Source organism: Nonomuraea sp. 3N208, assembly GCF_052245935.1.
GTDB lineage: Bacteria > Actinomycetota > Actinomycetes > Streptosporangiales > Streptosporangiaceae > Nonomuraea.
Genome location: NZ_JBQQBR010000001.1, coordinates 172023 through 184402 on the forward strand (window position 1 = coordinate 172023; position 12380 = coordinate 184402).

Below are 12380 nucleotides of genomic sequence, written 5' to 3' on the forward strand. Positions count from 1 at the left end.
CAGTGCAGACGCCCGTAAGCCGTCACTTCACCGAGCCGGCCATCATGCCCTGGACGAAGTACCGCTGGAATGCGAAGAACATGATCAGCGGGATGATCAGCGACAGGAATGCGCCGGACGAGAGGATGTCCACGTTCGACCCGAACTGCCGCATCTGAGACTGCAGATACTTGGTCATCGGCTGGTTGTCGGTGTTGGCGAAGACCAGCGCGATGAGCATGTCGTTCCAGACCCACAGGAACTGGAAGATGCCCAGCGAGGCGATCGCCGGCTTGCCCAGCGGGAACACCACCGAGGCGAAGATCTTCCACTCCGAGGCCCCGTCCATGCGCGCCGCCTCCAGCAGTGAGGCCGGGATGCCGACGAAGAAGTTGCGCAGCAGGAAGATCGCGAACGGGAGCCCGAACGCCACGTGGAACAGCACCACCCCCGGGATCGAGCCGAAGATGCCGGCGTTTCCGTAGAGGGAGGCGACGGGGATCAGCGCGATCTGGATGGGCACGATGAGCAGGCCGACCACGACGAGGAACGCCGCGTCCCGCCCGGGGAAGTCCATCCACGCGAACGCGTATCCGGCCATCGCCGCGATGCCGATCACCAGGACCGTGGTCGGCACCGTGATCAGCACGGTGTTCCAGAAGGACGCCGTGAAGCCGCTGCCGAGCAGGTTCTGGTAGTTCTGGATGGTCAGCTCGGCCGGCTTGGTGAAGACCGTCCACCAGCCCTCGGCGTTGTTGACCTGCGTGGTGCGCATGGAGACGACCAGCAGGCCCAGCGTCGGCACCAGCCAGAACAGGCCCAGCAGCACCATGATGATCTGGACGGTGCCGCTGCCGAGACGGTCCACGATCTTGCCCAGCACGCCCCTGCGCGGCGCGCCCGTCTCCAGCCCCTGCGGCGCGGTGGCGGTCGCCGTTGTCATGTGTTCTCCCTCCTGAACCGACGGATGTTCATGATCATGAAGGGAAGGACCAGAACCAGCAGGAGGATGGCGAGCGCGCTGCCCAGGCCCTGGTTGTTCCCGCCGCCGAACGACACGCGCCACATCTCCAGCGCGACCACGTTCGCCTGCGGCTGGACCGAGGCCGGCGCGATGATGAACACCAGGTCGAACACCTTCAGGGTATTGATGATCATCGTGACGAAGACGACGAGGAGCACCGGCGAGAGCAGGGGCACCGTGATCTTGCGGAACACCTGCCACTCCGTGGCACCGTCGATGCGGGCCGCTTCCAGCGCGTCCCGCGGGATCGCCGCCAGTCCGGCGGCGAGCAGGACCATGGCGAACCCGGCCCACACCCACACGAACGCGCCGATGATCGCCGGGGTGATCAGCGCCGGGCCGAGCCAGGTCAGCCCGCCGTAGGAGGCCTCGAAGTTCGACTGCGGCAGTCGCACGGTGTAGGAGCCCGCGGGCAGGCCGTCGAAGCGGAAGGAGCCGTCGTCGGTGGTCGTCGCGGTAGCGGCGACCTGGCCGTTCTGGACCGCCTCGACGGTCATGCCGGGCAGCCCTCTCTCGGAGGGGTCCACCGCGCCGCTCTGGCCGCCGCCGCCGCGCGTGAAGTCGAGCCAGACGGTCCCCGACAGCCCGTCGCCTGCCGCGGGGGCCTTGGCCGGCTGCGCGCCGGCCGGGACGAGTTGCGGGTTGACGCCCACGATCGGGATCAGCACCGGTTGGCCGGCCTGGACCGGCTGCTTGGTGACGACCGCCCCGTTCTGGTCGGCGACCTGGGACTGGTCGCCTTCCCGCGGACGGGCCTCCGGGTAGCCCTGCGAGGAGGAGAACGTGTCGTGCACGGTCGTCAGCACCGCGTTGGCCAGGCCCTTGTCCGGGTTCTCCTCGTACACCAGGCGGAAGATCACGCCGGCGGCCATCAGCGAGACCGCCATCGGCATGAACACGATCAGCTTGAACGCCGTCGCCCACTTGATGCGCTCGGTCAGCACCGCGAAGATCAGGCCCAGCGTGGTGACCACGATCGGGGCGATGACGACCCAGATGAGGTTGTTGCGGATCGTGGTGAGCGTGGCGGAGTCGGTGAAGATCGTTGTGTAGTTGCCCAGTCCGACGAATCCGGTCCCGTTCGCGTCGAACAGGCTGCGGAAGAGCGAGTAGACGATCGGGTAGACCACCCAGATTCCCAGCAGCAGCGCCGCCGGGAGGAGGAAGGCGATCGCGACCGTCGGCGAGGGGCCGAGGCGTTGTTTCGTTTGGGGGGTTTCAGCCGGTCCGGTGGCGGTCCCGCCCGCGGTTTCCGCGGGCGGGACCTTCGGGCCGTTCAACCGTTCGGTCACGGCCTTACCTCTTTACTTCCAGGCCTTCTTGGCCTCGGCTTCGAGCGCTTCCTGGGCGCCCTTGATGTCGGTCGGCTTGCGGACGAAGTCCTGCAGGACCTTCCACTCGCCCTTGCCGTCGGTGCCGCCGAACGCGCTGGGTGCCAGGTCGGACATGTCGTAGCGAACGGCGTCGCCGGCCGAGACGATGGTCTGCCCGAGCTGCTTGGTCAGCTCGTCCGGGTAGTTGTCGGGAGAGACGTTCTTGTTGGGCGACAGGTACCCGGGGAGCTTGGCCCAAATCTCGCCGCCCTCCTTGGAGGCCAGGAACTGCAGCAGCGCCATGGCGCCGGGCGAGTCCTTCATCGCCACCGCGACGTCGCCGCCGAGCACGACCGGAGGGGTGTCACCGGCCTTCGGGAACGGGAAGTACTTCGCCTCGTCGCCGACCTTGGCACCCGACTGCACCGCCTCGACGGCCACGAAGTCGGCCTCGATCACCATGGCGGCCTTCTTGTTGCTGTAGACCTTGCTCACGCAGGTGGGGAAGTCGGTCTGCATCGTGCCGGAGGTGCCGTCGACCAGGAACTCCTGCTTGCCGACGATCTGCTGGATCTTCTCCAGCGCGGTCGTCACGGTCGGGTCGGTCCACGGGATCTCGTGCTTGGAGAGCTTGTCGTAGTTCTCCGGGCCCGCGGTGGACAGGTAGACGTTCTCGAACAGGTCGGTCAGCGTCCAGCCGGAGGCGCCGCACAGCGAGAACGGCGGCGTGCCCGAGTCGGCGATGGCCTGGGAGTTCTTGACGAGCTCGTCCCAGGTCGTCGCCGGTTGCACGCCGGCGTCGTCGAACGCCTGCGACCGGTACCAGACCAGCGACTTGTGGGCGGCCTTGATCAGCACACCGTAGACCTGGCCGCCGACCGAGCCGAGCTCCTTCCAGTACGGCGTGTAGTTGGTGTCGATCTCGGTGGTGACCGCGTCGGTGAGCGGCTTGAGCGCCTTCTGGTCGACGTACTGCTGCACCAGACCCGGCTGCGGCAGGATGGCCACGTCCGGCGGGCTGCCGGCCTGGATGCGCGGCCCGAGGAAGGCGCCGGTGTCCTCGCCGGTGGAGGCGTAGGTGACCTCGGCGCCGGTCTTGTCGGAGAACGCCTTGAGCACCTGCTCGAAGTTCTTCTGCTCGGCGCCGGTCCACTTGGCGGCGACCTCGAGCTTCACGCCCTGGAGAGTCTTGGCACCGGCGGTCGCGGGCGCGGACTCCGACGCGGTGGGCTGAGTCGTCGTCGGCGCGTTGCCGCAGGCGGCGACGGCTAGCGCGAGCCCGGCCAGGATTGCTGCTGCTCTGGCTTTTCGCATGGTTGCCTCACTGGGTTCTGATGATCTCTTCGAGTTCGGACTTTATGGAGACCGCGACGTCGTCGGCGGACTCGGGGGTGGGGGTGCTGAGGGCCTTGGCGACCGAGCTCGCGATCACCAGGCTCAACTGGTTGTAGTTGGCGCTGACCGGACGTGCCTTGGCGGCGAGGATGCTCTCCTTGAGCACCGGCAGGTACGGGAAGCGTTTGATCAGGTCGGGATCGTCGTAGAGCTCGGTCCACACGGGAGGGAAGGACCCCTCGGTGAGGACGCGGCGCTCGTTCTCCAGGCTCGTGAAGTAACGGATGAACTCCTGGGCGGTCTGCTGGTGCTTGGAGAAGGCGCTGATAGCCAGGTTGGCGCCGCCCAGCGTGCTGGAGCCCGGGCCGTTGAGCCCAGGCAGCCGGGTCACGCCCAGCTTGTCGCCCAGCTTCGCCTTGGCGGGGCCGTAGGCGTGTGGCCAGTTGCGGGCGAAGGCCAGCTCGCCCTCCTGGAAGGCCAGGCGCGACTCCTCTTCCTTGTAGTTCAGCGACGCCTTGGGTATCCATCCTTCGCGCAGACCCTGGAGCAGGAAGTCCAGCGCGATCTCGCCCTTGGCCGCGTCGAAAGTCACCTCGGTGCCGTCGCGGCTGAGAATCTGCCCGCCGGCTGACTGCACGGCCTCGGAGAAGTTCACGGTCAGCCCCTCGTAGGCCAGGAACTGCCCGGCGTAGCCTTCGATGTCGTGCTTCTTTCTAATTTCTCGTGACTGGTCGCGGAGCTCCGCCCATGTCCGTGGCGGCTTCTTGACCAGGTCGGTTCGGTAGTAGAGCAGTCCCGCGTTGCTGGTGTACGGGACGGCCCAGAGCTTGTCCTTGTAGATCGCCGTCTCCACGACTGGCGGCAGGAACCTGTCGAGCGGGAACAACCCGCGCTCCAGGGGGATGATCCAGCCGTTCTCCGCGAACTCGGCAGTCCACACCACGTCGAGCCCCAGCACGTCGTAGCGGTTGCTCTGGGCCTGGAGGTTGGCCACCATCTGAGCACGTTGCTCGTCGGCGGCCTCGGGCAGCTCCAGCAGCGTCACCTTCTCGGCCGGATGGGCCTGGTTCCAGCGGTCCAGCAGGGGTTGCAGGTACGCCGTGGTGTCGCGGCCGGTGGCGAAGGTGATGGGGCCGGTTCCGCCCGTATCCGTCTCGCCGCCGCCCTCCTCGCCCGCCGTCGCGCAGCCGCCGGCCGTCAGGAGCACGGCCAGCATGAGCGAAAGCGAGCGCTGCACTCTGTTTCCTCCGTGTTCAGAGTGGTTACATACGTGTTAGGTAGATGCATTCATGTTATGCACACCTGTAATGTGAAGGTCAACGGATAACCGCGTAACGCATTCGTAACACAGCGGGAGGTGAGGCGTGCGGCTTCACCTGCTCGCGCTCCTGGCCAAAGAGCCGGCCCACGGATATGAGCTCAAGCAGGCCCTTGAGCAGACCTTCGGCAGTGCCTACCCATCGCCGAACATCGGGCAGATCTACGTGACGCTCGGCAGGCTGGAGAAGGACGGTCTGGTCAGGGCCGTGGACGTGGAGCAGTCCAACCGGCCCAACAAGAAGGTCTACTACCTGACCGCCAAGGGCCGCGACCTGCTCACCACCTGGGTGGACGAGCCCACCGAGGGACCCAGGGTGCGTGACGAGTTCTTCATGAAGCTCGTGCTCGCCCCGCTCACCGGCATCGCCGACCGGATGGCGCTGATCAACCGGCAGCGCCGCCACTATCTGGGCCTCATGAGCGACCTCAACGACCTGCTGTCCCGCACGGCACCGACGGACCGGGTGGCCCTGCTGCTCATCGAGGGCGCCATGCTGCACCTGCAGGCCGACCTTGACTGGCTGGAGCGGTGTCAGGAGGATCTGGCATGAGTGAGCGTAGCGAACGACCAATCAAACACTGCTCCGTGGCATTTATGCGGCCTCCGAAGGAGGTCGCATGAATGCCGTCTTGAAAGCGGTCAATCTGGTCAAGATCTACCAGGACGGCGCGGTGCCCGTGCCTGCCGTGCGCGGGGTGAACCTGCAGGTGGAGCCGGGCGAGTTCGTCGCGATCATGGGACCTTCCGGGTCGGGCAAGTCCACGCTCGTCCACATGCTGGGCGGGCTCGACACCAGGACCAGCGGCGAGATCTGGCTCGACGGCAAGCGCGCCGACACTCTCTCGGAGAGTGCCTGGGCGTTGCTGCGGCGCAAGAAGATCGGGTTCGTCTTCCAGTTCTTCAACCTCGTCGCCAACATGACCGTCGGCGACAACGTCGAGCTGCCCGCGCTGCTGGCCGGGGCCTCACCCAAGGTCGCCCGCGAGCGCAGGGAGAGCCTGCTCGCCGCGCTCAACCTCACCGACCGCGCCGACGCCGCGCCCGCCCAGCTGTCCGGCGGCGAGCAGCAGCGGGTGGCGCTGGCCAGGGCGCTGGCCAACCAGCCCAGCCTGTTGCTGGCCGACGAGCCGACCGGCAACCTCGACAGCCGCAACACGCGCGACGTGCTGCGCCTGCTCAGCGAGGTGCACAAGGAGGGCCAGACGATCGTCATGGTCACGCACGACGCCCGGGTGGCGAGCCTGGCCGACCGGCTGGTGTCGCTGTTCGACGGGGAGATCGTCGACGACGGCCGCATCGCCCGCCGCCGCACCGGCACGGCCGGCGAGGTGATCGACCTCCGGTGAGCGAGCGACCAATGGACACGTGGTGCGCGAACGCGCACTGCCGGCCGCCAGGGCGGCGGCTGTGAGCGCCGCGCTGGCCGGGAGCCGGTGGATCAAGGCCGACCTGCGGGCCAGGAAGGGCCAGGCGGTGCTGACCGTGCTGGCCGTGGCCGGGATCGTGGCTGCGCTGATCACCGCGGCGACCCTGCTCGAGGACGGCACGAACCCGTGGCGGAGCCTGTTCGCCCAGACCGACGGGGCCCACGTCTGGCTCTACACCAAGGACAGCCCGCGGGTGGCGCTGAACGGCATCGACGGTGTGTCGCAGACCGCGGGCCCGTACCGGTCGGCGCCGGTGACCGTGGCACAGGACGGCAAGAAGGAGCCGGCCGCGCTGCGCGGGATGCCCGCCACGCCGCCGCAGGTGGCGCACCCGCTGGTGGCCGAGGGCAAGTGGCTCGACGCCGCCCAGCCCGACGGGGTGGTCGTCGAGCGGTCGTTCGCGACCTCGCTGCGGCTCAGGGTCGGCGCGCCCTTCACGGTCATCGCGCTCGACGGCAAGCGTCACACCCTCTACGTCCGCGGCATCGCCGACTCCGCCGAGCAAGGCTTCTACCCGCAGTGGACGCCCGGCCTGGCCTACGTTCTCCCCACCATGCTCGACAGGGTCGAGCCCATGCTCGGCCGCAGCGAGTGGGTGACCGGGCTGCGCCTGGCCGACCCCGACGCTACCCAGGTCGTCTCCCAGCGGGTGGTCGTCATGCTGGAGGACGAGCTGCAGCGGGTCTACACCTGGCGCGAGGTCAGAGCCGCCATGGAGCTGGACAACCGGCTGCTCGGCACGCTGCTGGCGCTGTTCGGCGTGGTCGGGCTGGTGGCGGCCGCGCTCGCGCTGGCCAACGCGGCCGGCGGGCGGGTGCTCGGCCAGCTACGCGACCTGGCCACGCTCAAGTCCATGGGCTTCACCAGGGGGCAGGTCGCGCTGCTGCTGCTGGTCGAGCACGGTGCGCTCGGCCTGCTCGGCCTCGCGCTCGGCGCCGTGGCCGGCTGGGGCGTGATGGCGCTCGTTCTGGGCGCGACCTCAGTGGCCCCGGTGCCCGTGCTGGCCATCATCGGTGGCACGGCGCTGGTGGTGCTGGCCGCCGTGGGCCTGCCCGCCTGGCGCGGCGGTCGCACGCCGCCGATCCCCGCCGCGCCGGCCGCGCCGCCCCGCGGCCACCTGTCCAGGCTGGCCAGGATCGCCCTCCTCGTACGCCTGCCGCCCGCCCTCGTCCTCGGCACCAGGGACGCCTTCACCCGGCGGACGCCGGCGTTCCTGACGGCCTTCGGGCTGGCTGTGCCGATGATGATGACCACGATCGGACTGGGCGTTTGGGCCACGCTGGACGACTTCGCCGACCATCCCGAGCAGGTGGGCCAGCACGCCTCCCTGTACGTCAGAGCGGGCAAGCTGGAGCCGGCCGACGCCGAACGCCTCGCCGAGCAGGACAGGGACGTGGCCGCGGTCTACCCGGGCGCCGACGTCAACGCCTTGGCCCCTGGCGAGGCCCGCTCGGTCAGGGTGCGGGCCATCGGCAGCTCCACGACGCCGTACCCGTTCCCCGTGGTCGAGGGCCGCATGTACGGCCGCCAGGGGGAGGCCGTGGCCGGGCAGGGCCTGCTCGACCTGCTGGGTGTCAAGATCGGCGACCGGGTGCGGCTGACCGTGGGCGGCACGCCGCTGATCGTCAGGATCGTCGGCAGGACCGTCGAGCCCGACCTGGACGGCGAGGTGCTCTCCGTGGGGCTCGACAGCCTGGCGGCCAAGGACGCGCTGCCGCCCGAGTTCTACGCGCTCGCCCTGAAGCCCGGCGCCGACCGGACCGAGGTACGCGGCAGGTTGCTGGCCGAGTCGGCCGAGAGCCTGGACGTGCAGGCCGCGGTCAACCCGGCCGACCGGCTGGCGATCATCAGGGTGGTGATCGTGGCGCTGATCGCGGTGCTGACCTTGATCGGCCTGGCCAACCTGCTCACCGCCAGCGCGCTCGGCCTGCGCGACCACGCCTTCGACCTGGCCGTGCTCAAGGCCATGGGGCTGACGCCGCGCCAGGTCATGGCCACGCTGGTGATGGGCACGGGCCTGCTGGTCGTGCTCGGCGTCGGCGCGGGCGCCGCGGCGGGCATGTCCGTGGTGAAGGGGCTGATCGACCTGCAGGGCCACACGAGCGGTGTGGGAGCGGGCATCGGCCGCGCGCCCTCGGCCCTGACGCTGGCCGTCGCTGTCGTGGCGGCCGTGGGCACGGCCCTCGCGGTCGCGCTCATTCCGGCGCGCCGCGCGGCCCGTGCCCAGGTGCCGGTCACCTCGCGCTGACGGCCCCCACAGCGGCCCCCATGATGGACTCTGAGCGCTTGAGCGCGAACCAGTAGAAGCCGTGGCCGGGCAGCGTCAGCAGGTAGGGCAGCTCGCCGATCGGCGGGAACGGCACCCCGCCGCACGCCTCCACCGGGACCAGGCCCTCGAACCTGCGCAGGTCCAGCTCCACGGGCTGCGGGAACTTCGACAGGTTGTTCACGCACAACATCACGTCGTCGCGGTCCTCGCGGACATACGTGAGCACGGACGGGTTGGACGACCACATTTCCGTGTACGCCCCGACCCCGAACACCGAGTGCCTGCGCCGGATCTCGAGCATCTTGCGGGTGAACTGGAGCAAGGAGCCCTCGTGCCGCTGCTGGGCCTCCACGTTGACCGCCTGGTAGCCGTAGATCGGGTCCATGACGGCCGGCAGGTAGAGGCGCCCGGGGTCGGCCGTGGAGAAGCCCGCGTTGCGGTCGGGGCTCCACTGCATCGGCGTGCGGACCGCGTCCCGGTCCTCCAGCCAGATGTTGTCGCCCATGCCGATCTCGTCGCCGTAGTAGATGATCGGCGAGCCCGGCAGCGACAGCAGCAGCGCGGTGAACAGCTCGATCCGGTCCCTGTCGTTGTCGAGCAGCGGGGCCAGGCGCCGGCGGATGCCCAGGTAGGCCCGCATGCGCGGGTCCTTGGCGTACTCGTTGTGCATGTAGTCGCGCTCTTCCTCGGTCACCGTCTCGAGCGTGAGCTCGTCGTGGTTGCGCAGGAAGATGCCCCACTGGGCGTGCTCCGGCAGCTTCGGCGTCCGCGACATGATCTCGGAGATCGGCTCGCGGGTCTCCTTCTTGACCGCCATGTAGATGCGCGGCATGAGCGGGAAGTGGAAGGCCATGTGGCACTCGTCGCCGCCCGTGGTGGGGTCGCCGAAGTACTCCACGACGTCCTCGGGCCAGCCGTTGGCCTCGGCCAGCAGCACCCGGTCCGGGTAGAGCCGGTCCACCTCGGCGCGGATCTTCTTCAGGTACGAGTGCGTCTCCGGCAGCCCGGAGCACGCGGTGCCCTCCCGCTCGAACAGGTAGGGAACCGCGTCCAGCCGGAACCCGTCGATGCCCAGGTCCAGCCAGAACCGCAGCACCTCGAGCATGGCCTCCTGCACCGCCGGGTTGTCGTAGTTCAGGTCCGGCTGGTGGTGGAAGAAACGGTGCCAGTAGTACTGCTTGCGCACCGGGTCGTAGGTCCAGTTGGACTCCTCGGCGCCGATGAAGATGATCGGCGCGTCGGGATAGCCGCCTGGGTGGTCCGACCACACGTAGAAGTCGCCGTACGGCCCATCGGGGTCGTGCCGGGACGCCTGGAACCAGGGGTGTCTGTCGCTGGTGTGGTTCATCACGAGGTCGGTGATGATCCGCAGGCCGCGCTCGTGGGCTTTCTCGATCAGCTGGACGAAATCACCAAGATCCCCGAAGTCCGGAAGGATCTTCATGTAGTCCGAGATGTCGTAGCCGCCGTCACGCAGCGGTGACTCGTACAGCGGCAGCAACCACAGGCAGTCGACACCCAGCCACTCCAGGTAGCCGAGCTTTTCGATCAGCCCGCGCAAATCTCCGGTGCCGTCGCCGTTGGAGTCCTTGAACCCCCGGACGAGAACCTCGTAGAACACCGCCCGCTTGTACCAGGCCGGGTCTTCCGAGACGAACGCCTCGGAGATCGGCTCCGGCATTGGGGATGCGTTGATCATATGTCGCTCACAGGAAGAGATGTGGGCAGGACGAAGTCACCGGTTGCCCCGGCGTTCTTATCTGGTGACCGCGCCGCCTGGAGTCGTCATCCCTGCGAACTCCATGCCCTAGAACGGGACCGGATTTGTGATCCGGTGCCCCGTTTGTGCGGCGCTTACGGGCCGAACACTACCAGCCCGTTGGCTTTCCGGAACCCGCTTCTGCTGTGCGACGTTTAATACCCGCGAGATCCGTACGTAATCGCCCTGTTACCCACGGTTCATTCAGAACGGTGTCGTCAGATCTGTGAGGTCGTTCTCGAAGTCGCTCAGCCAGAGTCCGAAGAGTACCAATCCCCGCACCCAGAAGCGGTCATTCCAACCATTGAACCTGGTCAGCGCGTCGGGACCACCCGCGATCAACTCGTGCAGCTCCTCCGACACCAGCCCGGGAACCCGGTTGACCACGGTCTCGAGCATGCTGTGCGCATAATTTCGGGCCGGCGCCGCAGTGGACCGCAACGGCACCCGCTGGAGCGGCTGCTTGACGACATTCGTGGACGGCAGTGCGGCCACCCGCGGATTGGCCGCGTGCAGCACCTCACGGTAGAAACGGCCTTTGTCCTTGCGCGCCACCCCGACTGACAGCGCGGCGTCGAAGAAGTCCGGATGGATGAACGGTGCCGCGAACGACGCCTCGGGCCCGACCAGATTGACCGCCGAGCGGGCGATGCCCCGCACGGTTCTGGTGTGCAGCACCGACAGCGGCAGCTCGGCCCGGTGGCCGTGCAGCATGGAGGTGGCGGCCGCGAACTGCTCGCGTACGGTCTCCTCCATCCACTCCGCGGCCGCCTTGGACAGGAACGGCTGCGAGGGCGCGCCGAGCGACAGCGAGCCCAGCACCGCCGCCGAGCGCTCCGCCTGGGTCCTGGCCTCCAGCGCGGCCCCGCTGACCATGAAGTTCTTCAGCAGCGGGCCGCCGGCCAGGCCGTCGACCAGGATCCGGCCCGCGCCGTGCACCTCCTTGGCGAAGGGCGCGTACCAGGCGTGGTGCGGCGTCAGGTATTCGAGCCTGCGGGCCACCTCCATCGCGTCCTGCGGGTAGTCGGCGGCTTCCTGGGTGATCACCCGGTGCGGGATGCCGAGCTCCTTGGTGATCGCCCTGGCGAAGGCGATGTCGGTGTCGGTGCCGTCGTCCGGGCTCGTCGTCCACGACTCGACGTCCGCGCCCCTGGCCTTGGCCACGCTCGCCAGCAGCCGGGAGTCGTAGCCGCCGCTGACCGGCACGAGCAGCTTGCGCCCGTCGTACTCCGCGTAGACGCGGTCCAGCAGCTCGACGATCTCGCGCGGGCTGATCCACGACTCGTACGGCTCCGTGCGCAGCCAGCGCGGCAGCCGCCGCTCGGTGGCCACCCGGCCGTGCTGCCACACCAGCGCGCTCGCCCCGGGCAGCCGCTTGACCTCGGCGTACGGGGTGGCCTCGCCCAGCGGGAACGTCACCTGGATGATCGAGGCCCAGGCGGCCCAGTCGATCGCGATCGGCACCAGGCTGAGCAGCGGCTGGATCAGCGACGAGAAGTAGACCGCGTCGCCCTGGAGGACGTAGTAGACGTCCACCAGCCCGAGCGCGCCCGTGTGCAGCGTGACCTTGTCGGCGTCGCCGATCAGGCCGGGGGTCTCGTACGTCTCCGCGACCGCGATCCACTCCTCGACCGCGGCCGGCCTGCGCTCGCCCCACGCGAACGCGTACGAGTCGCCGGCCCGATGGTAGGGCGGCAGCGGCGTGGAGCTGAACAACGCCGCATCGGCCGTCTGGAGCGCCGGGCGCACGCGCGGGCCCGCGGCGGTCAGCTTGCCGAGTATGGCGGTGTCGATCCGGCCGAGAGCGCCGCAGACATAGGGTCGCACGTTGAACTGCACCGGATCTCATCCCTTCGAGACGCTTCGCCAAAAGAGTATCCTTTGCCGGGCTGAGGGAGCGGAGGCATGGTTTGCGAGCGGAGCGAGCGCACAATCAGACGCAGCGAGCTGTCG

Annotated in this window: 9 protein-coding genes; 3 read left to right on the forward strand and 6 right to left on the reverse strand. The window is 68.6% G+C overall.

All coding sequences use genetic code 11. The annotated features are described in order from the left end of the window. Positions 1-22: 22 nt before the first annotated feature. The 4 genes from ACTWPT_RS00835 to ACTWPT_RS00850 are packed head-to-tail and all read right to left on the reverse strand — an operon-like array spanning position 23 to position 4888. The gene (locus ACTWPT_RS00835) at positions 23-922 is read right to left on the reverse strand and encodes a carbohydrate ABC transporter permease (protein WP_443161198.1); all 900 of its coding nucleotides are present in this window, start codon (positions 920-922) and stop codon (positions 23-25) included. Then, positions 919-2295, reverse strand: a complete 1377-nt coding sequence (locus ACTWPT_RS00840) for an ABC transporter permease subunit (RefSeq protein WP_443175253.1) — start codon at positions 2293-2295, stop codon at positions 919-921. The genes ACTWPT_RS00835 and ACTWPT_RS00840 overlap by 4 nt, the downstream gene beginning before the upstream one ends. Before the next feature lie 12 nt (positions 2296-2307). Then, entirely contained in the window at positions 2308-3630 is a 1323-nt protein-coding gene (locus ACTWPT_RS00845) for an ABC transporter substrate-binding protein (RefSeq protein WP_443175254.1), read from the reverse strand. Positions 3631-3637: 7 nt separating this feature from the next. After that, positions 3638-4888, reverse strand: a complete 1251-nt coding sequence (locus ACTWPT_RS00850; protein ID WP_443175255.1) for an ABC transporter substrate-binding protein — start codon at positions 4886-4888, stop codon at positions 3638-3640. Between the two features lie 127 nt (positions 4889-5015). Between ACTWPT_RS00850 and ACTWPT_RS00855 the strand changes: the two genes are divergently transcribed. From ACTWPT_RS00855 to ACTWPT_RS00865, 3 genes are all read left to right on the forward strand, one after another. Next, the gene (locus ACTWPT_RS00855; RefSeq protein WP_443161202.1) at positions 5016-5522 is read left to right on the forward strand and encodes a PadR family transcriptional regulator; all 507 of its coding nucleotides are present in this window, start codon (positions 5016-5018) and stop codon (positions 5520-5522) included. Positions 5523-5589: 67 nt separating this feature from the next. Then, positions 5590-6318, forward strand: coding sequence for an ABC transporter ATP-binding protein (locus tag ACTWPT_RS00860; RefSeq protein WP_443175256.1), 729 nt, complete (start codon positions 5590-5592; stop codon positions 6316-6318). Positions 6319-6340: 22 nt separating this feature from the next. Continuing rightward, positions 6341-8647 carry an FtsX-like permease family protein gene (locus tag ACTWPT_RS00865; protein ID WP_443175257.1) on the forward strand — a complete coding sequence of 769 codons (2307 nt, stop codon included), beginning with the start codon at positions 6341-6343 and terminating at the stop codon, positions 8645-8647. Here the strand turns inward: ACTWPT_RS00865 and treS are convergent. Both treS and ACTWPT_RS00875 read right to left on the reverse strand, forming a co-directional pair. Beyond that, positions 8634-10349, reverse strand: a complete 1716-nt coding sequence (gene treS / locus ACTWPT_RS00870; protein WP_443175258.1) for a maltose alpha-D-glucosyltransferase — start codon at positions 10347-10349, stop codon at positions 8634-8636. The genes ACTWPT_RS00865 and treS overlap by 14 nt on opposite strands. A gap of 282 nt (positions 10350-10631) precedes the next feature. Beyond that, a complete protein-coding gene (locus ACTWPT_RS00875; RefSeq protein ID WP_443175259.1) occupies positions 10632-12266 on the reverse strand; it encodes an asparagine synthetase B family protein in 1635 nt (544 codons plus the stop codon). Between the last annotated feature and the right edge of the window lie 114 nt (positions 12267-12380).

Bases quoted from the DNA above. Each gene is read 5' to 3' on its own strand.
- ACTWPT_RS00835 (WP_443161198.1), bottom strand. From the start codon at position 922: ATGACAACGGCGACCGCCACCGCGCCGCAGGGGCTGGAGACGGGCGCG.
- ACTWPT_RS00845 (WP_443175254.1), bottom strand. From the start codon at position 3,630: ATGCGAAAAGCCAGAGCAGCAGCAATCCTGGCCGGGCTCGCGCTAGCC.
- ACTWPT_RS00860 (WP_443175256.1), top strand. From the start codon at position 5,590: ATGAATGCCGTCTTGAAAGCGGTCAATCTGGTCAAGATCTACCAGGAC.
- treS (WP_443175258.1), bottom strand. From the start codon at position 10,349: ATGCCGGAGCCGATCTCCGAGGCGTTCGTCTCGGAAGACCCGGCCTGG.